Annotated in this window: 28 protein-coding genes; 7 read left to right on the top strand and 21 right to left on the bottom strand. The window is 71.5% G+C overall.

The annotated features are described in order from the left end of the window. The first annotated feature begins 32 nt into the window (after positions 1 to 32). The 5 genes from R2B38_RS21790 to R2B38_RS21770 all read left to right on the top strand — a co-directional run bounded on the left by R2B38_RS21790 (position 33) and on the right by R2B38_RS21770 (position 4,219). The gene (locus tag R2B38_RS21790; protein ID WP_318017737.1) at positions 33 to 938 is read left to right on the top strand and encodes an ABC transporter ATP-binding protein; all 906 of its coding nucleotides are present in this window, start codon (positions 33 to 35) and stop codon (positions 936 to 938) included. Next, complete coding sequence (locus R2B38_RS21785; protein ID WP_318017736.1) at positions 935 to 2,551, top strand: ABC transporter permease; 1,617 nt, start codon at positions 935 to 937, stop codon at positions 2,549 to 2,551. The genes R2B38_RS21790 and R2B38_RS21785 overlap by 4 nt, the downstream gene beginning before the upstream one ends. Before the next feature lie 50 nt (positions 2,552 to 2,601). Continuing rightward, the gene (locus R2B38_RS21780) at positions 2,602 to 2,817 is read left to right on the top strand and encodes a hypothetical protein (protein WP_318017735.1); all 216 of its coding nucleotides are present in this window, start codon (positions 2,602 to 2,604) and stop codon (positions 2,815 to 2,817) included. Between the two features lie 119 nt (positions 2,818 to 2,936). After that, positions 2,937 to 3,746: a hypothetical protein gene (locus tag R2B38_RS21775; protein ID WP_318017734.1), complete on the top strand. Its 810-nt coding sequence runs from the start codon at positions 2,937 to 2,939 to the stop codon at positions 3,744 to 3,746. Further along, complete coding sequence (locus tag R2B38_RS21770; protein ID WP_318017733.1) at positions 3,743 to 4,219, top strand: hypothetical protein; 477 nt, start codon at positions 3,743 to 3,745, stop codon at positions 4,217 to 4,219. Before R2B38_RS21775 ends, R2B38_RS21770 begins: the two co-directional genes overlap by 4 nt. Before the next feature lie 39 nt (positions 4,220 to 4,258). Here the strand turns inward: R2B38_RS21770 and R2B38_RS21765 are convergent, their stop codons facing one another. Then, on the bottom strand, positions 4,259 to 5,725 hold the full coding sequence (locus R2B38_RS21765) for an MFS transporter (RefSeq protein ID WP_318017732.1): 1,467 nt from the start codon (positions 5,723 to 5,725) through the stop codon (positions 4,259 to 4,261). Positions 5,726 to 5,822: 97 nt separating this feature from the next. On the opposite strand from R2B38_RS21765, the gene R2B38_RS21760 reads away from it, so the two are divergent. Then, the gene (locus R2B38_RS21760) at positions 5,823 to 6,371 is read left to right on the top strand and encodes a MarR family winged helix-turn-helix transcriptional regulator (protein ID WP_318017731.1); all 549 of its coding nucleotides are present in this window, start codon (positions 5,823 to 5,825) and stop codon (positions 6,369 to 6,371) included. A 27-nt stretch (positions 6,372 to 6,398) separates the two neighbouring features. Here R2B38_RS21760 and R2B38_RS21755 read toward each other — a convergent pair whose 3' ends face one another. The 9 genes from R2B38_RS21755 to R2B38_RS21715 form a co-directional block, all read right to left on the bottom strand. Then, positions 6,399 to 7,607 (bottom strand): cytochrome P450, encoded by a 1,209-nt coding sequence (locus tag R2B38_RS21755; RefSeq protein WP_318017730.1) that lies wholly within the window; start codon positions 7,605 to 7,607, stop codon positions 6,399 to 6,401. 44 nt (positions 7,608 to 7,651) lie between these two features. Continuing rightward, on the bottom strand, positions 7,652 to 8,128 hold the full coding sequence (locus tag R2B38_RS21750) for an RICIN domain-containing protein (protein WP_318017729.1): 477 nt from the start codon (positions 8,126 to 8,128) through the stop codon (positions 7,652 to 7,654). A gap of 117 nt (positions 8,129 to 8,245) precedes the next feature. Beyond that, the gene (locus R2B38_RS21745) at positions 8,246 to 8,914 is read right to left on the bottom strand and encodes a response regulator transcription factor (RefSeq protein WP_318017728.1); all 669 of its coding nucleotides are present in this window, start codon (positions 8,912 to 8,914) and stop codon (positions 8,246 to 8,248) included. After that, positions 8,911 to 10,296 (bottom strand): sensor histidine kinase, encoded by a 1,386-nt coding sequence (locus R2B38_RS21740; protein WP_411978484.1) that lies wholly within the window; start codon positions 10,294 to 10,296, stop codon positions 8,911 to 8,913. Before R2B38_RS21740 ends, R2B38_RS21745 begins: the two co-directional genes overlap by 4 nt. A gap of 137 nt (positions 10,297 to 10,433) precedes the next feature. After that, entirely contained in the window at positions 10,434 to 11,111 is a 678-nt protein-coding gene (locus tag R2B38_RS21735) for a response regulator transcription factor (protein ID WP_318017727.1), read from the bottom strand. After that, complete coding sequence (locus R2B38_RS21730; RefSeq protein ID WP_318017726.1) at positions 11,108 to 12,478, bottom strand: sensor histidine kinase; 1,371 nt, start codon at positions 12,476 to 12,478, stop codon at positions 11,108 to 11,110. The genes R2B38_RS21735 and R2B38_RS21730 overlap by 4 nt, the downstream gene beginning before the upstream one ends. 10 nt (positions 12,479 to 12,488) lie before the next feature. Beyond that, positions 12,489 to 13,646: an acyltransferase family protein gene (locus R2B38_RS21725; RefSeq protein WP_411978576.1), complete on the bottom strand. Its 1,158-nt coding sequence runs from the start codon at positions 13,644 to 13,646 to the stop codon at positions 12,489 to 12,491. Between the two features lie 55 nt (positions 13,647 to 13,701). Beyond that, positions 13,702 to 14,838, bottom strand: a complete 1,137-nt coding sequence (locus R2B38_RS21720) for an alpha/beta hydrolase (protein WP_318017724.1) — start codon at positions 14,836 to 14,838, stop codon at positions 13,702 to 13,704. Between the two features lie 166 nt (positions 14,839 to 15,004). Further along, entirely contained in the window at positions 15,005 to 15,886 is an 882-nt protein-coding gene (locus R2B38_RS21715) for an alpha/beta hydrolase (RefSeq protein ID WP_318017723.1), read from the bottom strand. A 209-nt stretch (positions 15,887 to 16,095) separates the two neighbouring features. On the opposite strand from R2B38_RS21715, the gene R2B38_RS21710 reads away from it, so the two are divergent. Further along, a complete protein-coding gene (locus R2B38_RS21710; RefSeq protein WP_318017722.1) occupies positions 16,096 to 16,764 on the top strand; it encodes a TetR/AcrR family transcriptional regulator in 669 nt (222 codons plus the stop codon). A 15-nt stretch (positions 16,765 to 16,779) separates the two neighbouring features. Here the strand turns inward: R2B38_RS21710 and kynU are convergent, their stop codons facing one another. The 11 genes from kynU to R2B38_RS21655 all read right to left on the bottom strand — a co-directional run bounded on the left by kynU (position 16,780) and on the right by R2B38_RS21655 (position 26,929). Then, positions 16,780 to 17,979, bottom strand: coding sequence for a kynureninase (kynU, locus tag R2B38_RS21705; protein WP_318017721.1), 1,200 nt, complete (start codon positions 17,977 to 17,979; stop codon positions 16,780 to 16,782). After that, positions 17,972 to 18,811 carry a tryptophan 2,3-dioxygenase family protein gene (locus tag R2B38_RS21700; RefSeq protein ID WP_318017720.1) on the bottom strand — a complete coding sequence of 280 codons (840 nt, stop codon included), beginning with the start codon at positions 18,809 to 18,811 and terminating at the stop codon, positions 17,972 to 17,974. Before R2B38_RS21700 ends, kynU begins: the two co-directional genes overlap by 8 nt. 162 nt (positions 18,812 to 18,973) lie before the next feature. Beyond that, positions 18,974 to 19,387 carry a DUF3151 domain-containing protein gene (locus R2B38_RS21695; protein WP_033284811.1) on the bottom strand — a complete coding sequence of 138 codons (414 nt, stop codon included), beginning with the start codon at positions 19,385 to 19,387 and terminating at the stop codon, positions 18,974 to 18,976. Between the two features lie 56 nt (positions 19,388 to 19,443). Next, the gene (locus tag R2B38_RS21690) at positions 19,444 to 20,241 is read right to left on the bottom strand and encodes a MerR family transcriptional regulator (RefSeq protein ID WP_318017719.1); all 798 of its coding nucleotides are present in this window, start codon (positions 20,239 to 20,241) and stop codon (positions 19,444 to 19,446) included. 15 nt (positions 20,242 to 20,256) lie between these two features. Then, complete coding sequence (locus R2B38_RS21685) at positions 20,257 to 21,018, bottom strand: ABC transporter permease (protein ID WP_318017718.1); 762 nt, start codon at positions 21,016 to 21,018, stop codon at positions 20,257 to 20,259. Next, positions 21,015 to 21,827: an ABC transporter ATP-binding protein gene (locus tag R2B38_RS21680; RefSeq protein WP_318017717.1), complete on the bottom strand. Its 813-nt coding sequence runs from the start codon at positions 21,825 to 21,827 to the stop codon at positions 21,015 to 21,017. The genes R2B38_RS21685 and R2B38_RS21680 overlap by 4 nt, the downstream gene beginning before the upstream one ends. A 165-nt stretch (positions 21,828 to 21,992) precedes the next feature. Further along, positions 21,993 to 23,471 (bottom strand): MFS transporter, encoded by a 1,479-nt coding sequence (locus R2B38_RS21675; RefSeq protein ID WP_318017716.1) that lies wholly within the window; start codon positions 23,469 to 23,471, stop codon positions 21,993 to 21,995. Between the two features lie 59 nt (positions 23,472 to 23,530). Continuing rightward, entirely contained in the window at positions 23,531 to 24,562 is a 1,032-nt protein-coding gene (gene fbaA, locus R2B38_RS21670) for a class II fructose-bisphosphate aldolase (RefSeq protein ID WP_033284802.1), read from the bottom strand. Positions 24,563 to 24,694: 132 nt separating this feature from the next. Beyond that, positions 24,695 to 25,243: an orotate phosphoribosyltransferase gene (gene pyrE, locus R2B38_RS21665; RefSeq protein WP_318017715.1), complete on the bottom strand. Its 549-nt coding sequence runs from the start codon at positions 25,241 to 25,243 to the stop codon at positions 24,695 to 24,697. 10 nt (positions 25,244 to 25,253) lie between these two features. Next, entirely contained in the window at positions 25,254 to 26,042 is a 789-nt protein-coding gene (locus tag R2B38_RS21660; protein ID WP_033284800.1) for an aldose epimerase, read from the bottom strand. 56 nt (positions 26,043 to 26,098) lie between these two features. Continuing rightward, positions 26,099 to 26,929: an SRPBCC domain-containing protein gene (locus tag R2B38_RS21655; RefSeq protein ID WP_318017714.1), complete on the bottom strand. Its 831-nt coding sequence runs from the start codon at positions 26,927 to 26,929 to the stop codon at positions 26,099 to 26,101. Positions 26,930 to 26,996: the final 67 nt, after the last annotated feature.

Genomic DNA, 26,996 nt, shown 5'->3' with positions numbered 1-26,996 from the left:
CAAATTTCTGAAAGAAGCGTACGTTCGGCTCCATGACGAAGGCAATCACCGTCTCCGGACTGCACAAGGCGTTCGGCAGGACGCAAGCCCTCGCGGGTCTCGACCTGGACGTCGAGGCCGGCGAAGTGCACGGCTTCCTCGGCCCCAACGGCTCCGGCAAGTCCACGACGATCCGCGTCCTGCTCGGCCTCCTCCACGCGGACTCCGGCGCGGCTCAGCTCCTCGACCGTGACCCCTGGACCGACGCCGTCGAACTGCACCGCCGGGTCGCCTACGTCCCCGGCGACGTCACCCTCTGGCGCAACCTCTCCGGCGGCGAAGTCATCGATCTCTACGGCAAGTTGCGCGGCGGCCTCGACACCGCCCGCCGCGCCGACCTGATCGACCGCTTCGAACTCGACCCCACCAAGAAGGGCCGCACGTACTCCAAGGGAAACCGCCAGAAGGTGGCCCTCGTCGCCGCGTTCGCCTCGGACGTCGACCTGCTGATCCTCGACGAACCGACGTCCGGCCTCGACCCGTTGATGGAGGAGGTCTTCCAGCGCTGCGTCGAGGAGGAACGCGACCGGGGCCGCACGATCCTGCTCTCCTCCCACATCCTCAGCGAGGTCGAGGAGTTGTGCGACCGGGTGAGCATCATCCGCAACGGCCGCACGGTGGAGAGCGGTTCGCTGGCCGACCTTCGCCACCTCACCCGCACCAGCGTGACGGCCGAACTCACCGGCGCCCCCAACGGGTTGGCGTCCCTCCCCGGCGTCCACGACCTCGCCATCCAGCACATCCAGAACAGCCAGGGCCACCGCGTCCGCCTCCAGGTGGAAGCCGACCAACTCAACGCCGTACTGCGGTCGTTGAGCGACTCAGGCGTGCGCTCGCTGACCTCGAAGCCGCCGACGCTGGAGGAACTGTTCCTCCGCCACTACCAGGAGACGGAATGACGGCCGCAGCGCTCCCCGCACGCACCGGCACCGGAATCGGCGGCTCGCGCCAACTGGCAGGCACCGGCGCCCTGTTGAGGTTCAACCTGCGCCGCGACCGCGTGGTGATCCCGGCCTGGGTGGCGGTGACCGGCCTGCTGGTGCTCTCCCTCCCCGGGTCACTGCGAAGCGTCTACTCCACGCCGGCCCAACGCGCCGACATCGCCCGCCAGATGCTCACCAACAGTTCACTGCGCGCCACCTACGGCCCGGTGTTCAGCGACTCGCTCGGCGGTCTCACCGCGTGGCGCATCGGCGGCTACGCCGCGATCCTCGCCGGGGTCATGAGCCTGATCGTCGTCGTACGGCACACGCGTGACGAGGAGGAGAGCGGCCGCCAGGAACTCATCTCCTCGGCGATGGTCGGCCGCCAAGCGCCCCTGACGGCGGCCCTGTTGACGGCGCTGGTCGCCAACTCCGCGCTGGCGCTGCTGATCACGGGAGGCATGGCGGGTCAGGGCTCGGCGGGAGCCCTCGCACTCGGGCTCGGCATCGGTGGAGTGGGCTTGGTCTTCGCGACGCTCGCGGCGATCGTCGCGCAGTTCACGGACAGCGGCCGACTGGCGAAGGGCCTGACCGGCGGACTGGTGGGCGCGGCGTTCGTCCTCCGTGCCGTAGGCGACTCGACCACCGACGACGGTTCCTCTCCCGCGACGTGGATCTCCCCGATCGGCTGGCTGGAGAACCTGCGCCCGTTCGCGGCCGAACGGTGGTGGGTGCTGGCCCTGTTCGCGGCGGCGATCCTCGTACAAGGCTCCCTGGCCTACGAGTTGGCGGGCCGCCGGGACGTGGGAATGAGCTTCTTCCCGGCCCGCCCCGGCCCGGCCCACGGCCGCCTCGGCACGGCGGGCGCGCTGGCCTGGCGCCTCCAGCGGGGCAGCGTGCTGGGCTGGAGCCTCGGATTCCTCGCGGCCGGGGTCGCCTTCGGCGGCATCACGAAGGGCGCGGCGGACCTGGTCGGTGACAACGCCAAGACCCGCGAGATCATCGAGCGGATGGGCGGCCAGTCCGGCATCGAGAACGCGTTCCTGGCCACGATGGTCGGCATGTTCGGCATGCTCGCCGCGCTGTACGCCGTCTCCTCGGTCCTGCGCCTGCACAGCGAGGAGACCGGCCGGCGCGCCGAACCGGTCCTCGCGAACGCGGTCGGCCGCCTGCGCTGGGCGGCCGGCCACTTGGTCATCGCCTTCGGGGGCGCGGTCCTGATCATGCTCCTGAGCGGCCTCGGCCTGTCCCTCGGCTACGGCGCCGACCTCGGCCCCATCCTGGCCGCCACTCTGGTCCAACTCCCCGCGATCTGGACGCTGGGCGCGCTTGCGGTCCTCCTCCACGGACTGTCCCCCCGCCTGTCCCCGGCATCCTGGGCAGCGGCCGGACCGGCCCTCGCGCTCGGCTGGATCGGCCCCGCCCTGAACCTCCCCCAGGCGGTTCTGGACATCTCCCCCTTCGGCCACCTGCCGAAGCTCCCGGGCGGAGACATGGCCTGGGGCCCGGTGATCGTCCTCACGGCGATCGCCGCCGCCCTGGTCGCCGTAGGCCTGACGGGTCTACGGCGCCGCGACCTCACCACCTGACCGCCGGCGGCACGGGAACCTCCGGCGGCCCGCGCGCGTCCGTCCCGGGCATGGGACAGCGTGCGCAGGCCGCCGGAGGATGCATAACAGCCTTACTCGGCGCGGGAGTTGGGCTCGCAGTGTGGTCGTACGACGTCCGGGACCGCTTCTACCGCTTCGAGGCGAGCCCCGACTGGAGTGTCCTGTACGCCGAGTTGCCGCTGGCGGTGCTGGGCGGGGTCCTGGTGTCGCTCGGGGTCTGGGCGCTGGTGCGGCGGGCCAGGTAGAACGGCCGGGCCGCGCCACCCCCCGAACAGACGTTCCGGCCCGGTCGGAGGTGGAGAGCGGGAGCGGTACGGAGACGATCTGGTCGACCGAGTTCCCCCGCCTCTCCCGGAGTTGCCCCTTGCGCGCACACCCCCTCGTCGCGGAAGCGGCTTCGGACACAAGTCCGGTGGACGACGTGGAGGACGCCGTCGACCCCACGATGACCGCCGAGATCTACGGCGTGCTGCGTGAGCACCCCTGGATCGGGCAGGTCAGCGCGGACCACGACCTGGACGAGGACCTGTTCGCACTGGCGGTCAAACGGGCCGCCGCCTACGGCTGGAGTTCGACCCGGTTCAGCGCCGGTGCCGGACTCGGCGGGCAGCGCTGGGGTCACGCGGACGCGGGCGGGGACTGGTCGCAGGACGGCCGGGTGCGGCAACTCGCCTGGCTGACCGTGTATCCCGCGACCGACCTGCGCGAACAGCACCTGCCCGTCCTGCCGTTGACCCGGGTCATGGTCGATTCCCTGGGCCGGGTGGGCGAGTTGGACTTCACAGGGCTGACGGTGCGGGTGCCGGTGCGGCTCGCGCCGGACACCCGGTTCGACCTGGTGGGGGACGCGGACTGGTTCGCCCTGGCCGCGCCGGACGCGCGGACGGAGGCGGCCGTCTCCGTCCTCGGCCCGGTCGGCACCGAGGCGGAGCAGCTGCGCGAACTCGTCGCCCGGCGCGGGCACGGACAGCTCCGCGCGGAACTCCGGGCCGGAACCCACGACCATACGGCGTTCGCGTGCGACCTGCCCGAGTGGACCCCGGACGCGGCGGCCTGGCTCGCGGAGGTCTTCATCGACGCGTTGCGCGCGGCCGGCGTACGCGACACGGTGGAGATCGCGATCGCCCGAAAGCCACGAACTCCCCTTCGCCCAGCAGGAGTCAGCCACCCATGAGAATCGGGATCACCGGACACCGCGGCCTGTCCGGCGAGGTCGAGCGGAAGGTGCGCGCGCTCATCGAGGAGGCGGTCACGTCGTACGGCGACACCGGGCTGGTGGGCGTCAGTTGTATCGCCGACGGCCCGGACGTCTGGTTCGCCCGGGCCGTCCTCGACCGCGGCGGGCAGCTCGAAGTCGTCCTGCCCGCCCGGCAGTACCGCGCCGGCCTGCCCGTCTGGCACCACCCCGACTACGACGACCTCCTCCACCGGGCCACGCGGGTCCACCACACCGGTCTCGACGTCTCCGGCCCCCACGCCTACATGGCGGGCAGCGAACTCCTCGTGGACAAGGCCGACGCACTCCTCGCCGTCTGGGACGGCCGCCCGGCGCGCGGCTACGGCGGCACCGCCGACGCCGTCACCTACGCGCGGCGGCACGACGTCCCCGTGACGGTGCTCTGGCCCGAGGGCGCCACCCGCGACTGACGGGCGGGGCCGGGTGACGGGCCTCTCTCCTTCGGGGGATCAGGGGGTGGTGGGCTCGGCCTGGTTGCCGACCGCCTTGCGGGGCAGGGCCAGGCACAGGGCCGCGCAGAGGACGTAGGCGCCGATGGCCCAGGGAGCCGCGTGGGTCAGCGCGTCCGTGAGGCCTCTGCCGGTGTGGGAGAAGAAGGCGTTGCCGATGACGGCGACTCCGAGGGCTCCGCCGAACTGCTGGGCGGTGGAGAGGATTCCGGACGCGCCGCCCGCGAGCCGGCCCGGCACCGTGCTCAGGATCGTGTTGACCAGCGGGATGATCAGGAGGATCAGGCCGACACCGGCCAGTACCAGGCCGGGGATCAACGGCCAGGCCCCGGTGTGCAGTTGGGCCGCGTGCTGGGCCGCGTGCCGGACCCAGAACAGGCCGCCCGCCATGACCAGGGCACCCAGGATCAGCACGCCGCGGCCGAACTTGGCGACCAGCGGGTCGACCGCGGGGGCGGCGAGGATGGACCCCGCGCTGAAGGCGACCATCAACAGACCGGCCTGCGTGGGGGTGTAGCCCTGGCCGGACTGGAGCCAGATGGTGAAGACCAGGAAGAAGCCGGACATCCCGCCGTAGAAGAGGAGTTGGACGAGCAGGCCCGCGCTGAAGGCGGGCTTCTTGAACAAGTCCGTGGGGAGCAGGGGGTGTTCGAGGCCGCGCCGCTTCTCCGAGGCGGTCAGCGCGGCGATCGCGGCGACACCGGCGGCCAGGCAGAGCCAGCCCCACAACGGCCAGCCGTAGGAACGGCCCTGGACCAGCGGGAGCACGATCGCCACCAGGCCCGCGGCGAGGACGAGGTTGCCGGGCAGGTCGATGCGGCCGGTGAAGGCGCGGTCGCGGGAGGCCGGGATCCACCGGTTGCCGAGGACCAGGACGACGGCCGCGAGCGGGAGGTTGATGACGAAGATCGTGCGCCAGCCCCAGCCGAACAGGTCCCAGTCGGTCAGGATCCCGCCGAGCAGGACGCCCACCGCCGTGGAGATACCGGCGATCGCGCCGTACAGGGCGAACGCCTTGCCGCGTTCCTCGCCGTCGAACATCGTGCGGAACGAGGCGAGGATCTGCGGCATGATCACCGCCGCGGCCACGCCCTGGAGACCGCGCGAGGCGACGAGCACCCCGGCCGAGGCCGCCAGCGCGCTGGCCAGACTCGTGAGCGCGAACGCGGTGACGCCGAGCAGGAACAGTTTCTTGCGGCCGTAGCGGTCGCCCAGATGCCCGGCGATGATGAGCGTGGCGGCGAAGCCGAGCATGTACGCGGACACGGTCCACTGCAGATCGGCGGAGGTGGCCCGCAGTCCCTTGCCGATGGACGGCAGCGCGGTGTTCACGATCGAACCGTCGATCATGTCCAGCAGCGCCGCGAGGATCATCACGAAGGCGGCGGCCCACCGTTTGGGATAGGGCACCGGCCCGCTGCCGTCATCAGCGGCTACGTTCATGGGGTTGGTCGTGCTGGACGACATGGCGTGGACTCCTTGGTCCGGTCAGTTCTGCTTGACTTTCATATATCTTGGCTTTCAAGCCAATAACCGATAGTTACGATGCAGGGAGATATCTCGAATGTCAAGCGGAACGGGGTCAGGCTCGGGCGCAGAGGCGGTCGAAGCGCGGCTGGGCGCGGCCGTGCAGGCCTACCAGAGCGCCGTGGACGACTTCGACCGCGAACTGGCCCGCCTGATGGGCGTCAACGAGACCGATCTGCGCTGCCTGGAGATCCTGCTCTCGGTGGAGGAGACCACCCCCCGCGAGCTGAGCCGGCAACTGGGCCTGACCACCGGGAGCGTCACCACGATGCTCGACCGGCTGGAGAAACTCGCCTACCTCACCCGCACCCCGCACCCCGGCGACCGGCGCAAGACCCTGATCCGCGTCACCCCGGAGGCCGCCCAGCGTGCCTACGGCCTGCTCGGGCCGTTCCTCGACGACGCCGGCGGGCGCGTGCGCGCCCGGTACACCGCCGACCAGCTGGAACTCGTCATCGACTACCTGACGTTCACCCGCGACGTCCAGCAGGAACACGTCGAACGGCTGAGGAGGACGCCCGCCTCCCACCCGGCCCGGACGGGCGGCCGCCAGTCACCGGGGCCGCGGGGCGGGGCGGCGACGTAGGTCCGGCTCTGGGCTTGTGAGGGGGTGTCACCCCACCTCGACGCTCAGCCCCTCCAGCCCCCGGATCACGAAGTTCGGCTTGCGCTCCGGCTCCGCCGCCAGGCGCAGCGTCGGGGCCCTCTCCAGCAACGCCCCCATGGAAGCGGCCAGTTCGATACGGGCCAGGGGCGCGCCGATGCAGTAGTGGATCCCCGCGCTGAAGCTGATGTGCGGGTTGTCCGCGCGCGTGATGTCCAGGCGCTCGGGGTCGGTGAAGACCGCCGGGTCGTGGTTCGCGGAGCCGAAGAGCATCGCGATCTCCGCGCCGCGCGGGATGGTCGTACCGTCGATCTCGATCTCGTCCAGCACCCACCGCTCGAAGAGCTGGAGCGGGGTGTCGTAGCGCATCAGCTCCTCGACGGCGGACGGGATCAGGGAGTGGTCCGCGCGGAGGGCCGCCAGCTGGTCCGGGTTGCGGAACAGGGCCCACCAGCCGTTCACCGTGGAGTTCACCGTCGCCTCGTGGCCCGCGTTCAGCAGGAGGACGGCGGTGGAGATCAGCTCCTGTTCGGTGAGGCGGTCGTCGTCCTCGTCGTGGGCCGCGATCATGCCGGAGATGAGGTCGTCGCCCGGGTTCTTGCGGCGGGCCGCGATCAACTCGCGTAGATACGCGGAGAATTCGTCCGACGCGCGGACCGCCTTCGCCGCCGTGTCCTCGGACGGGCTCAGTTCGTACATCCCGCAGATGTCCGCCGACCAGGGGCGGAGCGGGGCGCGGTCCGACTCCGGGATGCCCAGCATCTCGGCGATCACCGCGACGGGGAGGGGCTCGGCCACGTCGGTCAGCAGGTCACCGCCGCCCTTCGCCACCAGGCCGTCCACCAGCTCGCCCGCCAACTGGCTCACGTACGGCTTCAGTTGCTCGACCGTGCGCGGGGTGAACGCCTTCGAGACCAGGCGCCGGATGCGGGTGTGGTCCGGGGGTTCCAGGTCGAGCATGCCGTGGTCGTTCAGGGTGTGGAAGGGCTCGTGCTCGGGCGGGGGTGCCGTACGGCCGAAGTCCTCGTGGGTGAAGCGGTGCTGGTAGGTGCGGCCGAGGCGGCGGTCGCGGAGCAGTGCCGAGACGTCCGCGTGGCGGGGGACGAGCCACTGGTCGGTGGGCTCGTAGTAGTGCACCCGCCCCCGCCCACGCAGGTCGGCGTAGGCGGGGTAGGGGTCGGCGACGAACGCGGGGTCCCAGGGGTCAAAGGCTGCCATGCACGGACGCTAGCCCGGCTCGCCCCCCTCTGACCAGGGGTGTCTTACGGGTTGGGGATGTTCCACCACTGCCAGGTGTTCGATCCGCAGTTGCGGACGTTGATGCCGGCGTGCTCGCTCTGGTCACCGTTGTTCTGGATGCTGAGGCACTGGTTGTTGACCTCCGTGCGCAGCCAGCTGCCGTCCTTGCGCCAGCGCTGGTTGGCCAGGCCGTGGCAGTCGCCGACCGCCTGGGCCGCCGCGTCCACCTCGCCGTTCTTGACGTCGAGACAGTGCTGCTCGGCGCCGTTCACCAGAACCTTTCCGTTCCTCCAGTACCAGAGTTGGTTGCCCGTACCGTCGTTGCACCGCTGGACCTCGACGTTGTCGCCGTTGGTGGCGAGGCACTTGCCGTTCAGGTGCGAGGTGATCTGGAAATACTGCGGGACACCCGCCGAGGCCTCGACCGGGGCGGTGCCGGCGAGAAGGGGCAGGGCGGTGAGTGCGAGCGCGGTCACAACGCGCTCCAGGTGCTTGATCATGACTCTGATGTAGCGGGGCCCCGACTCCCGCCGACAGGCCGGGCCACGGTGGTTCACCCGATCGGCGGGACGGGTTCACCGCAGAAACGATCAACGCACCGCACTCTCGCGCTTCCCCTATCCCGGTCTCACCAGCCTCGCCTCGTACGCGAACACCGCCGCCTGCGTCCGGTCCCGCAGCCCCAACTTCACCAGGATCCGGCTGACATGGGTCTTGATCGTCGACTCGGCGACCACCAGCCGCTCGGCGATCTCACCGTTCGACAACCCCTGCGCGATGAGGACCAGCACCTCCGTCTCCCGCTCGGTCAGATCCCCGTACGTCCCCTGCTGCGCGGCCGGCATCAGACGGGGTGTCTCGGACAGCTTCGAGAACTCCGTGATCAACCGCTTGGTGACGGAGGGGGCGAGCAGTGCCTCACCGGCGGCCACCACCCTCACCCCGTCGGCGAGTTGGCGTGCGGAGGCGTCCTTGAGGAGGAACCCGGAGGCTCCCGCCCGCAGCGCCTGGTACACGTACTCGTCGAGGTCGAAGGTGGTGAGCACCAGCACCTTCGCCGAGCCGTCCGCCGCGACGATCTCCCGGGTCGCCTCGATGCCGTTCATCTCCGGCATCCGGATGTCCATCAGCACGACGTCCGGGGCCAGTTCGCGCACCCGCTCCACCGCGTCGCGTCCGTTCACCGCCTCGCCGACGACCTCGATGTCCGGCATCGCGCCCAGCAGGACCGAGAAGCCCTCGCGCACCATCATCTGGTCGTCCGCGATCAGTACGCGGATCGTCATGCGTCACCTTCCCTCACGCCCGGCGCCCGTTCGCCCGTGCTCGGCACCGGTTCATCCGCACTGGGGACCGGCAGGAACACCGTCACCTCGTAGCCGCCGTCGTCCGCCGGGGCCGCCGTCATCTCGCCGTTCAGCATGGAGACCCGCTCCCGCATCCCGGTGATGCCGTGCCCCGCGCCGGGTGAGGGCTTCACCAGGCTCGGCTCGGGCATCGGGCCGTTGACTATCCGCAGGCCCAGCCCGCCCAGCACATAACCGATCTCGACGCGGGCACTCGCACCGGGCGCGTGCCGCAGGGTGTTACTCAACGCCTCCTGCACTATCCGGTACGCCGACAGCTCCACGCCCTGCGGGAGTTCACGCACCGCCCCCGTCATCGCCTTGTCGACGCTCAGGCCGGCGTCGCGCACATTGGCGAGCAGCGCGTCCATGTCGGCGAGGGTGGGCTGCGGGGCGTCGGGCGCCTCGTAGTCCTCCGCGCGGACCACGCCCAGGACCCGGCGCAGCTCGGTCAGGGCCGCCACCGCGTTCTCCCGGATCGTGACGAACGCGCGCTCCAGCTCCGGCGGCGGGTTCTCCACGCGGTAGGGCGCGGCCTCCGCCTGGATGGCGACCACCGACATGTGGTGGGCGACCACGTCGTGCAGTTCGCGGGCGATGGTCGTGCGCTCCTCCAGGAGGGTGCGGCGGGACCGCTCGTGGGCCGTCACGGTCTGCTGCGCGGTCACCTCCTGCCGGGCCTCCCGGCGTATCTGCCAGACCGCGACGCCGAGCAGGACCAGCGCGGAGCTGAACAGCACTTCCGCCGTGTCGGAGCGGAAGGCACGGCCGTCGGAGACGCTGCCGGCGATGAAGCCGTAGACCGCCGTCAGTACCCACATCCAGGCGGCGGTGCGCGGCCGGGTGCGTATCGCCACGATCGTCAGCACGAACAGATGGCAGGCAAAACTGCCGGCCAGCCACGGCCACGAGTCGTCCCACTCGTTCGCCAGCATCGTGGCGACCGGGGTGGCGGCCATGGACAGCCAGAACGCGCCGACCGGCCGCACCATGGTCAGCAGCACCGGCAGCAGGGCGAGCAGGCCGAGGATCGTGTTGGTGCCCGCGCCGCGGATCGCGTTGTCCGAGGCGATGAACATCGCGAGCAGGCCGGCCGCGATGGTCAGGGCGTGGGGGCTCCAGGTCGCGTACTCCCGCTGCCGCCCCTTGAGGCGCCGGGTGAGCGGGCCCTCGGCGGTGGAGCGGGGCAACGGGCGGTAGGCGAAGGCGTCGTGGAGCAGGTCCTGCCGCAGCCCGCGCAGGGCGTCCGCGGCCAGCCTGAACTCCGGGCTGCGCGGCTTGGCTGCGGCGCCTGGCGGCATCTGCTGGGTCGTCTCGGTCACGTTCAAAACGGTAGGCGGCGGGGCGGGTAGCCGTCGTCACCTGTGAGAAGGGTCCTGGGCCGTCCGTCTCAAGTACTACGGGTATGCCTGACGGGCTGGCTTCGGCGGCTGCCGTAGGCGCTGTGGCCGCCGTGGCTTCAGCGGCCGCCGCCCGGCCGGACCAGCCCCGACTCGTACGCGAACACCGCCGCCTGCGTGCGGTCCCGCAGCCCCAGCTTCACCAGGATGCGGCCGACATGGGTCTTCACGGTCTGTTCGGCGACGACCAGGTGCTCGGCGATCTCCGCGTTGGACAGGCCTTGCGCGATGAGGGCGAGGACCTCCGTCTCGCGCTCGGTGAGGTCGCCGACGCGGGACTTGAGCGGGGTGCGCGGGGTGCCGTTCAGCCGGGAGAACTCGGCGATCAGGCGACGGGTGACGCCGGGTGCGAGCAGCGCGTCGCCGGCCGCCACCACCCGTACCGCCTCGGCCAGTTGGTCGGCGGACGCGTCCTTCAGGAGGAAGCCGGAGGCACCGGCGCGCAGTGCCTCGTAGACGTACTCGTCGAGGTCGAAGGTGGTGAGCACCAGGACCTTGATCTGCGGGGTCGCGACGGTGATGCGGCGGGTGGCCTCGATGCCGCCGAGTTCGGGCATGCGGATGTCCATGAGGACGACGTCCGGGCCGAGTTCGGCGACCTTGGCGACCGCGTCCAGGCCGTCGACCGCCTGGCTGACCACCTCTATGCCGGGCTGGGCGTTGAGCAGCACGGTGAAGCCCTGCCGGACCATCTGCTGGTCGTCGGCGATCAGTACGCGGATGGTGCCGCTCGTCATGGGGTCTCGTCTCCTGTCGGGAAGATGATCTCGGGGACGGGGAGTTGGCCAGGGGTGACGGGTTCGTCGGGGAGTGCGACGCCGTCCCGGGGCAGGAACGCGACGATCGCGAAGCCGCCCTGGAATGTTCTCGTCGCGGTCAGGTGTCCGCCGAGCATCGACGCGCGCTCCCGCATGCCGAGCAGGCCGTGACCGGCGCCCAGGGAGGGCTGGACGGCTTGCCGGGGGCGGGAGTTGGTGACCGTCAGCTGCAAGCCCTCGGGGAGATGCGTGACCTCGACGGCGACCGTGGAACCGGGCGCGTGGCGCAACGCGTTGCTGAGCGCCTCCTGGACGATCCGGTACGCCGACAGCTCCACGCCGGGTGCCAGCGGGCGCGCCTCGCCCCTGATCTCGCTGCGTACGTCGAGCCCGGCGGCCCTGGTGTTCTCCATCAGGGCGTCCAGCCGGTCCAGGGTGGGCTGCGGGGCGTGGGGGGCGACACCGGTGCCGGGGGCGGGGACGGCGTACGGGTCCTCCGGATACTCCGGGTTCTCCGAGCGGAGGACGCCGAGCACCCGGCGCAGTTCGGCGAGGGCCTGGAGGGCGTTCTGTCTGATGCCATCGAGGTTCTCCCTGAGCTCGTCCGACGGGTTCTCGACCAGGTGGGGCGCCACTTGGGCCTGGATGGAGATCACCGACATGTGGTGCGCGACCACGTCGTGCAGTTCGCGGGCGATACGGCTGCGCTCCTCCAGGAGGGTGCGGTGGTGCCGCTCCTCGGCCGTGATCGTGACCTGCTCGACGAGCTGGGTACGGGCCTCGCTGCGGCCGCGCAGGGCGGTGCCGACGAGGACCGCCACGGCGCAGACGGCGACCGCGACCGTGCCCGTCGAGGAGTAGCTCTGGGCGCCGAGCACCCCCTGGATGACGAACGTCGTCACCCCGGTCGCGGCCAGCGCGGCGAGGGCTCTGCGGGCCGGAACGCGCAGCGCCAGCAGCAGGAGTACGGCGGCCTGGACCACGATCTCCTGGGTGTTCCAGGGCCAGTTGGGGCCGGGGTACGGGCCGTGCGTCAGGGCCGGGCCCGGAGCCAGGGCGGCGCGGGCGCCCAGGGCGGTGACTGTCATGGCTGCGAGGGAGAGGGCCCAGGCGGGGACGGGGCGGCGCAGGGCCAGGACCAGGGCGATGCCCTGCGCGAAGCCGGCGAACAGGCCTCCGATCACGCCCAGTTCGTACTCACGCATCATCTCGTCCGTGCCGGTTAGGGCTACGCCTAGAGCCGCGAGGGAGACGAGGACGTACGTGACGTGGCGCAGCCGGCGGTGTCCGGGGAACAGAGTGGGGACGGCGGGCGGGGTCTCGGCACCGTCGGCAGCTGCGGTCATCTGGTCAACCCTAGGCACGGTGGGGGGACTTCGCTCGGAGGCGGGTACGGAAGCCGGTGCCGACCGGGTGCGGGCGTACGTCCTGCTCGTACGTCCGGAACGCCGTCCAGCAGACCGTCAGGGCCAGGGCGAACAGCGGGAGCCAGGCGGCTCGGGCCGCGACCCAGGTCAGGGTGTCGGGGTGGGTGTGCAGGCCGGGCAGGTGGCCGGCGGGGAGGGTGATGGCCGTGGTGGCCATCAGGGCCGTCTGGTGCCAGAGGAAGATCGTCATCGCGGAGAGGTTGACCAGGGCCACCGCCGACCAGGCGAGCGGGCGGCGCAGCGCGCGGCGCAGGCGGCTGCGGAGGAGCAGGGCGAGGCCGCACTGGGCGAGGCCGAAGGTGACCGCGGCCAGGGTCGGCGGGTCGAGGTTGGAGATCGTGGTGCCGGGGACGCCGACCATCGACGCCGGGTAGCCCGCCCAAAGGACGAGCGCCGCCGTCGCCGCCGTGCCGCCCGCCAGCAGGACCCAGCCCGCCCGGGCGCGGTCCACCTCACCCCGGGTCCAGGCAGCGCCCAGGGTGTAGGGCACCAGCCAACCCGCCGCCACGTTCACCCAGCCGAGCCAGGACGGGCCGCCTAGTCCGAAACGGATCAGGTCCACGTGGAGTACGACGGCCAGCGGCCACAGCGGGTTCAGCCTGGTGACGAGGGGAGTCGCCGCCGTCAGGCCCGCGAACACGAGCAGGAACCACATCGGGGACAGCGCCAGCTTGACCAACGTGCGCACCGTTTCGAAGTCCGCGCCGGACAGGAGCAGCGCGATCGCCGTCACCGTCCACAGGGTGAGGACGGCGGCCGCCGGTCTGAACAGCCGGGCCAGCCGGGCGGTCAGCCACTGCCCGTACGTCTCGCCCCGGGCGCGTGCGCAGGCGTAACCCCGGGTCGCCACATGGCCGCCCACCAGGAAGAACACCGCCAGCGTCTGGAACACCCAGGAGATGGGCGCCAGCCATGGCATGTGCCGCAGCGGGCTCGCCGTGTGCAGCGTGCCGCCGTCCGCGACCAGCGCCGTCACCAGCCAGTGGCCCAGGACGACCCCGAGGATCGCGAGGGCGCGCAGGGCGTCCACGGCGCGGTCCCGGTCGGGCGGGGTCGTGGCCTCGATGCGGGCGGCGCCGCGCCGCAGGCCGTGCAGGCCCTGCCGTATGACGATCCCGCCCGTCGTGCCGCTCAGGGTGCGGTCACGCATGGGTCACCTCCGAGGTCTCGCCCAGGACGATCCGGGCGAGGTTGGCCAGGGAGGCCGTGCCCGGGGTGAAGTAGTCGCTGTGGCCCACGTCGCCGGCCGCGAAGACATGGGCGCCGAACGCCGGGGACACCGGGTCGGTGCCGAAGCCGACGGTCGTGCCGAACAGGTCCGCGCTCACGTGCGGGACGCCTCCGACCCAGTCGTCGGCGCCGCGTGCCGCCCAGACGCGGGCCGGGGTGCGCAGACCGGCGGCGGAGTCGACTCCCGTACCGGGGCTGCCGATCAGGGCGATGTCGGACACGGCCAGACTGGCGGCGGCCCGCCCGCAGACGACCGTGCCGTACGAGTGGCACACCAGCGTGATGTGCGCCCCGCGGCCGGTGACGGCGTGCAGCTGCCGTATGAACTCCCGTAGGTGCGGGGCCGCTTGGTCGGCTCTGGTCGGTGTCAGGACGGTGCTGCTCACCGTGCGCGGGGTTTCGTAGCCGAGCCAGGAGACCACCGCCGTGCGGGAGTTGGGGGCGTCCCTGGTCAGTTGGCGGTGCACGTTGAGCGCGGTCGCGCGGAAGCGGTCGTAGGTGTCGAGAGTGGTGTCCGAGCCGGGGACCAGGACGGCCACGCGGTCGGCGTGCGCCAAGTCGCCGAAGACTTCCGTCGCTTGGCCGGGGCCGCGGCCGTCGAAGGCGAGGAAGCGGCGGTCCGGGGCGGCCATCGCACGCTCCGTCGCCGCTCGGCGGTCGTCGCCGTCGGCAGCCGCCATACGGGACGCCTCGGCCGCGTTGGCCCGGTTCGCGGCGTATGCCTCGTCCAACGTGGCCGGCATGAGCGGGGCGAGGGTGGCGGGCGGAGGCGCGGGAATCTCGGGCCGCGCCGCGGCGGAGAGGGGGATCACCACCGCACCGGTGACGAGCGCGGCGAGCAGGGCGCGACGCCATCTGCCGGTACGGGAGCGGGTGTTGGCGGTGCGCCGGGTGCGGGGCGCTTCCGCCGCGCCGGTGTCCCCGGTGCCGGTCGGCGTCCCGGACACCGCCGCACCGGTACCGGATTCCGCCCCACCGGTCCCTGCCCCGGCCCCGTCCCCGGCTCCCCTCACCCCCGCGTCGAGCCACGCCCCCGTCCCCGTCTCCATGTCCCGTCTCCCCTCCCAAGCCGCCCGCTCGTCGGGCCGGATCATCTGGAAGGAAAATTACGGATCCGGGGTCGTCGTCCGCGTCACACCAGGGAGCTCACCTTCGTCGTAGCTCTCAGGTATTACGGGTATGACCGGGACGGGCAGCCGCCCGGGTGGAGGACGCTCACCACGCCAGCTGGGCGATCTCCTCCGCCACCACCGCGCACGCGTCCGCCGCCGGGTCGATCAGCGGGAAGTGGCCGACGTCCTCCAGCAGCGTGAGGCCCACGACCTCGCCCGACTTCGCCGCCGCGTCCGCGTAGGACTCGGCGACCGCCTGCGGGACGACGATGTCGGCGCGGCCCTGGACCAGGGTGGTCGCGATGCCGGTGGGGAGGAGGAGCGACGGGTCCGCGTACGGCAGACGCTCGACGAACTTGACTTCTCCGCCCAGGAGTTGGGCGGCCGCTCCGTCGCACACCGCCAGCTTCTCGGCGACCGTGAAGTCGGCGATCGGGGCGAGAGCGACGACACCGCGCAGTGCGGCGGGGGCGGGGGTGCGCCAGGGGGCGTCCTTCGGAAGGACGTGCCGGGCCGCCGCCCAGAGGGCGAGGTGGCCGCCCGCCGAGTGCCCGGTGACCACCGTGCGGCGCGGATCGGCCTGCGGCAGCGCCTCCCGTACGAGCGCGGGGAGCGCGTCCAGCGCCGCCGCGACGTCGTCGAAGGTGTCGGGCCAGCGCCCCGCGACCGGGCTCGTACCGCCCTGCGCGGGCAGGGCCGCGCCCCGCCGGTACTCGACGTTGGCCACCGCGAACCCCCGGCGCGCGAGGAAGTCCGCGAACGGGGTGATGTGCCCGCGGTCGTACGGGGCGCGCCACGCGCCCCCATGAAGTACTACGACCAGGGGTGCGGCCTCGCCCGGCACGCGCTCGCCGCGCGGGGCGTAGAAGTCGATCACCTGGTCGGGGTGGTCGCCGTACGCGGCGGTGCTGTCGGGGTCGACGGCGGGGTGCGAGAAGGCCGACTCCTCTTCTGCGGCGGCACGTGCGGCTGCGTCGTCCGGCATGCTCCAACCTCTCAGCGAAGAAACGGATTTGGACGGTTCGGATGTGGCGGACCTGGAGAAGGTTGCGGCCGTGGGCGGGACGCTACCAGGCCGGTGACGTGCGCGGACACGCGGATGTCACGCTGGGTGAGGGTTAAACGGTTCTGCTGTTTCGTTACGCTGACGCCGTGCCCGTCACAGCACCTCATCAGCACCCTCAGGAGCCCATCATGTCCGCCGAACCCGACCCCGAATCCGGCCCCGAACCCGGCACCCTGCGCCCCGGCGGCCGCACGGCACGTGTGCGTACGGCGGTGCTGCGGGCGGCGGGTGACGTGCTGGCCGAGCAGGGCGTCGACCGGCTCGACCTCTCGGACGTCGCCCGGCGGGCGGAGGTCGGCAAGACCACGGTGTACCGGCGCTGGGGTTCGGTGACCGCGCTGGTCGCGGACCTCCTCGTCGACATGGCCGAACAGTCGCTGCCGCGCGAGGAGACGGGCTCGCTCCTCGGCGACCTGCGCGCCAACGCCCTGCTCGTGCAGCGCACCCTCGCCGATCCCCGCCAGGGCGCCCTGTTCCGCGCCGTCATCGCCGCCGCGACCTGCGACGTCCGTACGGCCGAGGCCCTGCGCCACTTCTACGAGGTCCGGGTCGCCGAGTGGGCGCCCTGCGTCGAACAGGCCGTAGCACGTGGGGAGTTGCCCGCCGGCACCGATCCCTCCCAGGTCGTACGGGCCGTATCGGCGCCCCTCTACTACGAGTTGCTGACCACCGGGACCGCCCCGGACACCCCCGCCGCGGAGCGCGCCGCGCGCGCGGCTCAGGCCGCCGCCGTGGCAGGGGTGTATGTCATCAGCCTCTCCGCCGATCTAACCGCTCCCGTGTCCTACGGCGGTTAGATCGAGGTACAGCTTCTAGCGGACCAGGTCTCCGAGCGTCCGGGCCGCCCGCTCCACGTCCCCGAACCCGACGTACAACGGCGTGAATCCGAACCGCAGCACATCGGGATGCCGGAAGTCGCCGACCACGCCCCGCTCGATCAGCCGTTTCATCACGTCCCCGGCGTCCGCGCACCGCAGCGCGACCTGGCTGCCGCGCTCCGCGTGAGCGACCGGAGTCACCGACTCCACCCGCCCGTCGGGGACGTACGCCCCCACGCACTCCAGGAAGAAGTCCGTCAGGGCAAGGGACTTGGCCCGCACCGCCCCGATCGATACGCCGTCACCATCGCCGTCCCACACGTCGAGGGCCGCTTCGAGGGCGAGCATGGACAGGATGTCCGGCGTGCCCACGCGACCGCGCAGCGCACCAGTGGCGGCTTCGTAGTCGGGCCGCATGCCGAAGGGCTCGGCGTGCGAGTTCCAGCCGGGCAGCGGCGAGTCGAAGCGGTCCTGCAACTCCCGGCGCACATACAGGTACGCGGGTGAACCCGGGCCGCCGTTCAGGTACTTGTAGGTGCAGCCGACCGCGAGATCGACCCCGTGCTCGTCGAGCCCGACCGGCAGGGCGCCCGCGCTGTGGCACAGGTCCCAGACGACCACGGCACCCGCCGCGTGCACCGCGGCCGTCAGCGCGGGCAGGTCGTGCAGCCGCCCGGTGCGGTAGTCGACGTGGTTGAGCAGCACAGCCGCCGTACGGTCACCAAGGACGCCCGGCACCTCGGCCGGGGCGACCGGCCGAAGCGTGCACCCGGTCATCCGGGCGGCCGACCCGGCGATGTACCCGTCCGTGGGAAAGGTCGTGGCGTCGACGACGATCTCGTCCCGCCCCGAGCCGGCCGTCATCCGCACCGCCGCCACAAGTGCCTTGAAGACATTGACACTTGTGGAGTCGCCGACGACGATCTGCCCGGCCGCCGCCCCGACCAGCGGGGCGATCCGGTCGCCGATCCGCTCGGGCGCGGTCCACCAGCCGCTCTCGTCCCAGGAGCGGATACGCAGCTCGCCCCACTGCCGCCGTACGACGTCCTCGACCCGCCCGGGGACGCCGACCGGCAGCGCGCCGAGCGAGTTCCCGTCCAGGTAGACCACGTCGTCGAGGACGAACCGCGCCCGCACACCGGCCAGTTCGTCACCGGCGTCCAACTTCTCGGCCTTCAGAGCGAGTTCAGACATGGGACCGCGCCGTCCACAGCTCGGGGAACACGTTCTTCTGCGCGCGCTTCTCCAGCCAGGCCACGCCCGCGGAGCCGCCGGTCCCGGTCTTCGCGCCCATCGCGCGCCGGGTGGCGACGAGGTGGTCGTTGCGCCATCGCCAGACGAGTTCGGCGACATCGGTCAACGCCTCGCCGAGCCGGGCGAGTTCATCGTCGGCGTCACCGGAATAGAGGGAGGTCCACACCTGCTCCACCGCGTCCGACGGCTCGTACCGCAGCGTCACGTCACGCGTCAGTACGGCCTCGGGGACCGCGTGCCCGCGCCGGTCGAGGAGCCTCAACACCTCGTCGTAGAGGCTCGGTTCGTGCAGGGCCTTCTCCAACTCGGCGTGCACACGCGGCGCTCCGCGGTGCGGGACGAGCATGGACGCGGACTTCTCGCCGAGCAGGAACTCCATCCGGCGGTACATCGCCGACTGGAAGCCGGAGCCCTCGCCGAGGGCGGCGCGGTAGGAGTTGAACTGGGCCGGGGTGAGCTGGCCGAGGGGCCGCCAGGAGGCGTTGAGCGCGTCGAGTTCCCGTACGGAACGCTTCAGCGCGTCGACCGCGACCGGCACCCGGTCCTCGCGCAGGGCGCGCGCGGCGGTCTCCCACTCGTGGACGATGACGGTGAACCACAGCTCCATGACCTGGGTGGTGACGAGGAAGACCATCTCGCCGGGGTCGTCGGAGCGGGTGTGCTGGAGGTGGGTGAGGACGTCGGCCTGGACGTAGTCCTCGTACGGGGTCGTCCCCTGGAAGTCGAGATGCGGGGCCTCGGGCTCCTGAGTTTCCTGAGCCGGTTGGGACATCGCTGTCTCCTGATGCGTACTCCGGGTAGCGGTCCGCCCCTGCCGAATTCCGACACGGGGGCCCCGGTCCCCACCGGGCATCCTCCCCAATGGTCCCCCGAGACCGCAAGGTCCGCCTGGTCACACCAGGCGGACCTGCATCAATACCCCCGCACTACGGGACTAGCCGAGCGTCTGGGCCGCCGTGGGCGAGGAGTCCTTCAGGAACTGCGAGCACCGCGCGTACTCCTCCTGCTCCCCGATTGCCTGCGCCGCCCGGGCGAGGGCGTGCAGCGCGCGCAGGAACCCGCGGTTCGGCTCGTGCTCCCAGGGCACCGGTCCGTGCCCCTTCCATCCGTTGCGCCGCAGGGAGTCCAGCCCGCGGTGGTAACCCGTACGCGCGTAGGCGTACGACTCCACGACGCTCCCCCGCTCGAACGCGTCGTCGGCCAGCAGCGCCCAGGCCAGCGAGGAGGTCGGGTACTTCGCGGCCACATCGGCGGGCGTAGCACCGCTCGCGAGGAGGTCGCGCGGCCCGGGGTCTTCGGGGAGGTGGGTCGGGGGCGGTCCCCCGAGGAGGTTCTCGTGAATCGTCATGGGTTCCAGTCTCCCCCAGCGGCGGCGATCGGCCGGCATCGGCAAGAAGTCCGGTGTCAGTGCCGCCCCGGCGGCAGGTCCATGGCGAGCCTGTCCGCGGGCACCCGCTCGACGCGGGTCCAGCCTCTCCAGCCACGTTCCTGCAGAATCGCCAACACCAGCCCGGCGCCCGGTGCGGACTTGAGCATGGCCGAGTCCATCAGGGCGACGAACTGTTCGTCGAAGCCGTCGTCACCCGCCTCGCCGGCCTCCACGGCGCGCATCATCAGACGCTCCAGGATGTCGGCGATCTCGACGATCCGTGGATCACCGGCCAGCCAGTCGAGCTCCCCGGTGAAGAAGCTGTAGAGCCGCACCATGTCGGGGTCGTCCAGTTCCTCGTGCTTCTTGGCGATCACGGAGTCGATCAGGTCCGGCACCTGCGCGGCGATCATGATCCAGGCATCCCGCTCCATCTCCATGTACCGCTCCCCGACACCCAGACCGCGCAGCCGGTCGAGGTAGTCCACGACGCTCTGCGGGAGCGCGAGGTGCTCTCCGGCGGCGAGCCGGGCGAGCCGTCTGCGGGTGTCCTGCAGCCGCCGGATCTCGGCGCGCAGATCCTTGTCGATCTCCTGGACGCCCCCGGCGAACTCCTCCGGGCCGGCGTCGAGGAGTTCCTGCACCCTGGCGAGCGGCACGCCGGCATCGGCCAGGGCGCGGATCCGGATCAGGCGCACGACCGCGGCGGCGTCGTAGGTCCGGTACCCGGACCGGTCGCGCTCGGGCTCGGGCAGCAGCCCGACCTGGTGGTAGTGGCGTACCGCCCGTACCGTCACCCCGGCATAGGCCGCCAGCCGGCTGATGGTCAGCATGGGTATCAGCCTGCCTCAGGCGATCTTCCGGCGGTAGGCGGCCATCGCGAAGACGTACGCCACGACGAGGACGCCCACACACCACGCGAGCGCGATCCAGATGTCGTCGCCGACCGGCTGCCCGGTGAACAGGGCACGGACCGTGTTGACGATCGACGTCACCGGCTGATGCTCGGCGAACCAGCGCACCGGGCCGGGCATCGTCCTCGTGGGCACGAACGCCGAGCTGACGAACGGCAGGAAGATGAGCGGGTAGGCGAACGCGCCCGCTCCCTCGACCGACGACGCGGTGAGCCCCGGGATCACGGCGAGCCAGGTCAGCGCCAGGGTGAACAGGAGCAGGATGCCGGCGACCGCGAGCCAGGCCGGTACTCCGGCCCCCGTGCGGAAGCCCATGAGCACGGCGACGCCCACGACGAGCACCAGCGCGATCAGGTTGGCGACAAGCGACGTGACGACATGGGCCCACAGCACCCCCGACCGCGCGATCGGCATGGACTGGAAGCGCTCGAAGATCCCGCTCTTCACGTCGGTGAACAGCCGGTACGCGGTGTAGGAGACGCCCGACGCGACGGTCATGAGCAGGATGCCGGGCAGCATGTAGTTCACGTACGGAACCGACCCGGTGTCGATGGCTCCGCCGAAGACGTAGACGAACATCAGCATCATGGCGACCGGCGTGATGACGGTCGTGATGACGGTGTCCAGGCTGCGTGTGACATGGCGCAGGGTCCGCCCCGTGAGCGCGGCGGTGTCGCTGAAGAAGTAGGCGGTCATCCCTGTCCCCCGGTTGTCGTGCCGATGGCGTCGGCGTCGCTCTTGTCGCCGCCGATGACGGCCAGGAAGATCTCCTCCAGAGTCGGCTGCTTCTCGACGTACTCGACCTTGGCGGGCGGAAAGAGCCGCTTCAGCTCGGCGAGGGTGCCGCTCACGATGATCCGGCCCTGGTGGAGGATCGCGATCCGGTCGGCCAACTGCTCGGCCTCGTCCAGGTACTGCGTGGTGAGCAGCACCGTCGTTCCGTGCCCGGCGAGTTCCTTGACCGCGTCCCACACCTCGATGCGCGCCTCGGGGTCGAGTCCGGCCGTCGGCTCGTCCAGGAAGATCACCGGCGAGTTCCCGATGAGGCTCATCGCGATGTCCAGCCGGCGGCGCATCCCGCCCGAGTACGTGGACACGCGCCGCCCGCCCGCCTCGCTCAGCGAGAAACGCCTCAGCAGGTCGTCCGCGATCGCGCCCGGGTCCTCGAGGTGGCGCAGCCTGGCGACGAGTACGAGGTTCTCCCGGCCGCTGAGGATCTCGTCGACGGCCGCGAACTGCCCGGTGAGACTGATGGACTCCCGCACCTCCGCCGGTTGCGCGGCGACATCGAAGCCATGGACGCTCGCCGTCCCCGCGTCGGCCTTCAGGAGTGTGGCGAGGATCCTCACGGTCGTGGTCTTGCCCGCCCCGTTGGAGCCGAGCAGGGCGAAGATGCTGCCCGGCGCCACGTCGAAGTCCACACCGCGCAGCACTTCGAGCGTCCCGTACGACTTCTCCAGTCCCCGCACGCGCATCGCCGGACCGGCGATCGTTTGGGCCGTCATGGTCATCTGCCTCCTTCGCGGAGCTGTTCCAGGCGGGTGCGAGGAACCTCCTGCCGGAAGGATGGAGGGTTGACCCGGCGTCAAGGTCAAGCCCGCTGTCCGCCGCCTGTCAGGTCGCCCGGGCGCGGGACGATGCCCTGGTGCCGCGCCCTCACCGCCGAACCCCTAGCCCGCGTCGAGAGGCCCCTTCCCCAACCGGGGCTCCAGCGGCGGAGCCGTGATCGAGCCGTGGGTGACACACTCCGGGCGGCGGCAGTCGGGGGGTGGGCGCCGTACCGTCGCGAAGGCCAGCACCGAACCCACCACCAGCACGCCCGCGCACCAGCCCATCGCCCGGTCGAAGGCGTGGTCGAAGGCGGTCGCCGAGCGGTACGCCTCCGAGCCCATCCCGGCGAGCAGGGGCAGCGCGGCGATCGCGATGAGGCCGGCCGCGCGGGCGGCCGCGTTGTTGATGCCGCTGGCCAGGCCCGCGCGGGCGGTGTCGACGGAGGCGAGGACGGTTGCCGTCAGCGGGGCGACCAGGATGACCATGCCGGAGCCCATGACGAGGAGGGCCGGTACTACGTCGGTGAGATAGGAGGCGTCGGGGCCGACCCGCAGCATCAGCAGCATCGCCGCCGCGCACAGCAACGGCCCCGCGGTGAGCGGGATGCGGGGGCCGATGCGCTGGGCCAGTTCGCCCGAGCGGGCCGAGAACAGGAGCATGAGCGCGGTCGTGGGGAGCAGCGCCGTACCGGCCTCCAGCGCCGAATAGCCCGCCACCACCTGGAGTTGGAGCGCGGTCAGGAAGAAGAAGCCGCCGAAGGCCGCGTAGACGCAGAGGGTGACCAGGTTGACCGCCGTGAACTGACGGGACGCGAAGATGCCCGGCGGCATCATCGGATCGGGGCTGCGCTTCTCGACGTGGACGAAGGCGACCCCCGCGGCCACGCCCGCGACGGCGGTGCCGATCACGACGGGGAGCGGGCCGTCGGCCGCCTCGATCAGCGCGTAGGTGACCAGGGCGAGTGCGATGGCGCCGAGTGCCGCGCCCAGGACGTCGAAGTGGCCGTGCTTGCGGCCGTCCGCCGACTCGGGGACGTGCCGTACGGCGATGGGGGCGCACACCAGCGCCATCGGCACGTTGATCAGGAACACCCAGCGCCAGCCGGGGCCGTCCACCAGCCAGCCGCCCAGGAACGGGCCGATCGCCGCGCCGATGCCGCCGAAGCCGGACCACAGGCCGACCGCTTTGGCCCGGTCGTCCGGGTGGAAGGAGGCCTGGATCAGGGCCAGGGAGCCGGGGGTGAGGAGTGCGCCGCCGATGCCTTGCAGCGCGCGGGCGGCGACCAGGACGCCCACGTTCGGGGCGAGTCCGCACAGCAGGGAGGCCGCGGCGAACCACACCACACCCAGGACGAAGATCTTGCGGCGGCCGTAGCGGTCGCCGAGGGAACCGCCGAGCAGGATCAGGCCGGCCAGCGTGAGCATGTACGCGTTGACCGTCCACTGGAGGGCGGCCAGGTCGGCGTGGAGGTCGCGGCCGATGCGGGGCAGGGCGACATTGACGACGGTGGAGTCCACCATGGCCATGCTGGAGCCGAGCACCGTGGTCAGCAGGATCCACTTGCCCTGGGGCGAGGCGAGCCGGACGTCGGAGGACATGCCCCAGGTATACAACGAGCCCGGTGCCGTAGCACCGGGCTCGGAGCAGACCGCAGTGGTTACTTGATCTTGGTGCCCGTCGAGCGCAGGTTCGCGCACGCCTCGGTGACGCGCGCGGCCATCGACGCCTCGGCGAGCTTGCCCCAGGTGCGCGGGTCGTAGGTCTTCTTGGAGCCGACCTCGCCGTCGACCTTCAGGACGCCGTCGTAGTTGCGGAACATGTGGTCCGCGATCGGGCGCGTGAACGCGTACTGGGTGTCGGTGTCGAGGTTCATCTTCACGACGCCGTTCTCCAGCGCGGTGGCGATCTCCTCCGGCGTGGAGCCGGAGCCGCCGTGGAAGACGAAGTTGAACGGCTTGCTGCCGGCCGGCTGGCCGTACTTGGCGGCGACGCCCTCGTTCAGCTCCTTGAGCAGCTCGGGGCGGAGCACGACGTTGCCCGGCTTGTACACGCCGTGCACGTTGCCGAAGGACGCGGCCAGCAGGTAGCGGCCCTTCTCGCCGAGGCCGAGCGCCTCGACCGTACGGATCGCGTCCTCGACCGTGGTGTAGAGGGAGTCGTTGATCTCGTGCGAGACACCGTCCTCCTCGCCGCCGGTCGGGGTGATCTCCACCTCAAGGATGATCTTCGCGGCGGCCGCGCGGGCCAGCAGCTCCTGCGCGATGGCGAGGTTGTCGGCGAGGGTCTCCGCCGAGCCGTCCCACATGTGCGACTGGAACAGCGGGTTGCCGCCGGCCTTCACGCGCTCCTCGGAGACGGCGATCAGCGGACGGACGTAGCCGTCGAGCTTGTCCTTGGGGCAGTGGTCGGTGTGCAGCGCGACCGTGACCGGGTACTTCTCGGCGACGATGTGCGCGAACTCGGCCAGGGCCACGGAGCCCGTGACCATCTCCTTGGCGTACTGGCCGCCCAGGAACTCCGCGCCACCCGTGGAGATCTGGACGATGCCGTCGCTCTCGGCCTCCGCGAAGCCGCGCAGCGCAGCGTGCAGGGTCTGGGTCGAGGTCACATTGATGGCCGGGTAGGCGAACTTGCCTGCCTTCGCCCGGTCGAGCATCTCGTTGTAGACCTCGGGGGTTGCGATGGGCATCTGTCCGCTCCTTGGTATGTGCGGGTTGGCGATCTTCGCGATCTGCGTGCTACGGCCCTGACCTAGACCTTGGGTGCGACGTCATCGTCGGCCCCATCTTTCCAGACGCGGCCGGATGCTCGGAGTGGGCGGTCAGTCCAGGCCCAGCTCGTCCTTGGAGTACGCGAAGAGATACGGCACCCCGGCCCCCGCCTCGATCTTCTCGGCCGCGCCGGTCGCCCGGTCCACGATGGTCGCGACGGCGACGACCTCGGCACCGGCCCTGCGCACGGCCTCGACGGCGGTGAGCGGGGAGTCGCCGGTGGTGGAGGTGTCCTCGACGACCAGGACCCGGCGGCCCTTGATCTCGGGGCCCTCCACCTGGCGCTGCATGCCGTGCGCCTTCGCGGCCTTGCGGACGACGAAGCCGTCCAGCTTCCGGCCGCGCGCGGCGGCGGCGTGCACCATCGACGTGGCGACCGGGTCGGCGCCCATGGTCAGCCCGCCGACCGCGTCGAAGTCCAGGTCCGCGGTCAGGTCCAGCAGCACCTGCCCGACGAGCGGGGCGGCCTCCCCGTCGAGGGTGACGCGGCGGAGGTCGATGTAGTAATCGGCCTCCAGCCCCGACGACAGGGTCACCTTGCCGTGCACCACGGCCTTGTCCTTGATCTGCTGCAGCACCACGCCGCGTACGTCCGTCATGCCGCCCAGCTTAGAGGCGCCTCCAGGCCCAGGTCATCGTGGCTTCCAGCGGCTCGATCGGGGTGACCAGGCGGGGCAGCGTGTTCAGTCCGTTCGGCGGGCCGGTCTGCGGTTCCACGCACACGGCGGCCTCCTGCTCGTCGTAGACGACGACCCATTCCTCCGGGCTCGTCACCTTCAGCTCCAGCTGCCCCGGCCAGGTCAGCGTGACGTCGACGCCGTCCGGCATGCCGAAGCAGTCGTCCCAGGGGCCGGGCTTCACGTCGATCCGGTTGCCGGTGGGGAGGTGGTCGTCGCCGCGCTCCTCCTGCCAGGCGGGGCTGAAGTCGACGGTCACGTCCTCGCCACCGAGGTTCCGGTGGAACCACGGGTGCCAGCCGATCTGCGCCGGGAAGGAGTCGTCGTACGCCTCCACCGCCATCGTGAGCGTCAGGGCGTCGGCGGTCAGCGCGACGGCCTGGGTGACGCGGCCGGGGTGGGGCCAGGGCTCGACCAGGTCGTACGTGATGACCGCCTCGTCGGCCGACCTGCGGGCGGTGCGCCAGGCGCCGTCGCGGACGGTGCCGTGGATGGCGTGCGGCGGGGAGTTGAGGGGCATCTGGCGGACGGTCCCGCCGTCGAGGAAGCGGCCGTCGCGGATCCGCCCGCACCAGGGGACCATCGGGAAGCACCCGAACCGCTCGCCCTGGCGCAGGAGTTCGGTGCCGCCGACGCGGAGCCCTCCGATACGGCCGCCGTTGCCCGGCTGCACCGTCACTTCCGCGTCACCCGCGGTCAGCGTGATCTCTTCGTTACTCACGGCACGACCCTACTGGGCGGAGCGACGGTCCGATCAAGAGGGCGAACGGCGAACCGTCAACGGCGTTTGCGCAGCACCCTGTTGACCACGATCGCCGAGGCCACGAGCACCGCCGCCGCGGGGGCCGCCCAGCGGAGGGTGGCGTTCGTCGACACGGTCTGCGGGGCGGGGACGGGGGCGTAACGGCCGCGCGGGGGCGCGTGGTCGACCTCCTCCGCGCTGCGGCCGATCATCGTGCGGCGCGCGTGGGCGGCCTCGGCGGGTGGTTCGGGGGTGTCGGCGAAGGTCTCGGAGACGTGGGGTTCGTCCAGGCCGCCGATGTCGCCCACGGGGTCGTCGATGTCGTCGGCGTCATCGATGTCGTCGGCGTCATCGATGTCGTCGGCCAGCAGATCGAGGGGCGGGACCTCGGTATCGGGCTCGGTCCCGGTCTCCAACTCGGGCGCGGGGTCGGTGGGTTCGGGCCGCTCCGGCTCTTCCGCCTCCGCCGCCAGGTTCTCCGCGAACCGGTCCAGCAGCCTGGTCGTCGCGGACCGCACCGCGTCCGGCGCCAGTTCGGTGATCCGGCCGTCCGCCGTCGCCGTACCGTCGAAGACGAGGGTGGAGCCGCCGTCGGTCTCGCGGACGCGCAGCGTGAGCGCGAGTTTCACGGAACCGGTGCCGCGGGCCTCCGTCGCGTCGCCCTCCACGGCGTACGAACCGTCATCCTGCGCGGAGACGCGCACGGAACCCCGGTAGGTGATGGAGTGGCTGCCGACGCGGACCTTCAGGCGTCCGGCGACGGGTCCGGAACCGGCGTCCTGCTGGAAGCCGGGGACGGCGCGGGCGACCCGGGCGGGGTCCGCGAGGGCGTCCCGCAGTCGTTCGGGGGTAACCGGAACGTGCACCTCATGCTCCATGCTTGCCGAGCCTACCTAGGTTGGGCGGGGGTACACCTGCCGTTGCCCGGAAGTG

It is taken from the genome of Streptomyces sp. N50 (assembly GCF_033335955.1).
Classification (GTDB): Bacteria; Actinomycetota; Actinomycetes; order Streptomycetales; family Streptomycetaceae; genus Streptomyces.
This window is presented reverse-complemented; position numbering and strand designations above follow the sequence as displayed.

Coding starts and splice junctions, on each gene's coding strand:
- R2B38_RS21790 (WP_318017737.1), top strand. CDS start 33: ATGACGAAGGCAATCACCGTCTCCGGACTGCACAAGGCGTTCGGCAGG.
- R2B38_RS21785 (WP_318017736.1), top strand. CDS start 935: ATGACGGCCGCAGCGCTCCCCGCACGCACCGGCACCGGAATCGGCGGC.
- R2B38_RS21780 (WP_318017735.1), top strand. CDS start 2,602: ATGGGACAGCGTGCGCAGGCCGCCGGAGGATGCATAACAGCCTTACTC.
- R2B38_RS21770 (WP_318017733.1), top strand. CDS start 3,743: ATGAGAATCGGGATCACCGGACACCGCGGCCTGTCCGGCGAGGTCGAG.
- R2B38_RS21765 (WP_318017732.1), bottom strand. CDS start 5,725: ATGTCGTCCAGCACGACCAACCCCATGAACGTAGCCGCTGATGACGGC.
- R2B38_RS21760 (WP_318017731.1), top strand. CDS start 5,823: ATGTCAAGCGGAACGGGGTCAGGCTCGGGCGCAGAGGCGGTCGAAGCG.
- R2B38_RS21755 (WP_318017730.1), bottom strand. CDS start 7,607: ATGGCAGCCTTTGACCCCTGGGACCCCGCGTTCGTCGCCGACCCCTAC.
- R2B38_RS21750 (WP_318017729.1), bottom strand. CDS start 8,128: ATGATCAAGCACCTGGAGCGCGTTGTGACCGCGCTCGCACTCACCGCC.
- R2B38_RS21745 (WP_318017728.1), bottom strand. CDS start 8,914: ATGACGATCCGCGTACTGATCGCGGACGACCAGATGATGGTGCGCGAG.
- R2B38_RS21735 (WP_318017727.1), bottom strand. CDS start 11,111: ATGACGAGCGGCACCATCCGCGTACTGATCGCCGACGACCAGCAGATG.
- R2B38_RS21730 (WP_318017726.1), bottom strand. CDS start 12,478: ATGACCGCAGCTGCCGACGGTGCCGAGACCCCGCCCGCCGTCCCCACT.
- R2B38_RS21720 (WP_318017724.1), bottom strand. CDS start 14,838: ATGGAGACGGGGACGGGGGCGTGGCTCGACGCGGGGGTGAGGGGAGCC.
- R2B38_RS21715 (WP_318017723.1), bottom strand. CDS start 15,886: ATGCCGGACGACGCAGCCGCACGTGCCGCCGCAGAAGAGGAGTCGGCC.
- R2B38_RS21710 (WP_318017722.1), top strand. CDS start 16,096: ATGTCCGCCGAACCCGACCCCGAATCCGGCCCCGAACCCGGCACCCTG.
- kynU (WP_318017721.1), bottom strand. CDS start 17,979: ATGTCTGAACTCGCTCTGAAGGCCGAGAAGTTGGACGCCGGTGACGAA.
- R2B38_RS21700 (WP_318017720.1), bottom strand. CDS start 18,811: ATGTCCCAACCGGCTCAGGAAACTCAGGAGCCCGAGGCCCCGCATCTC.
- R2B38_RS21695 (WP_033284811.1), bottom strand. CDS start 19,387: ATGACGATTCACGAGAACCTCCTCGGGGGACCGCCCCCGACCCACCTC.
- R2B38_RS21690 (WP_318017719.1), bottom strand. CDS start 20,241: ATGCTGACCATCAGCCGGCTGGCGGCCTATGCCGGGGTGACGGTACGG.
- R2B38_RS21685 (WP_318017718.1), bottom strand. CDS start 21,018: ATGACCGCCTACTTCTTCAGCGACACCGCCGCGCTCACGGGGCGGACC.
- R2B38_RS21680 (WP_318017717.1), bottom strand. CDS start 21,827: ATGACGGCCCAAACGATCGCCGGTCCGGCGATGCGCGTGCGGGGACTG.
- R2B38_RS21675 (WP_318017716.1), bottom strand. CDS start 23,471: ATGTCCTCCGACGTCCGGCTCGCCTCGCCCCAGGGCAAGTGGATCCTG.
- fbaA (WP_033284802.1), bottom strand. CDS start 24,562: ATGCCCATCGCAACCCCCGAGGTCTACAACGAGATGCTCGACCGGGCG.
- pyrE (WP_318017715.1), bottom strand. CDS start 25,243: ATGACGGACGTACGCGGCGTGGTGCTGCAGCAGATCAAGGACAAGGCC.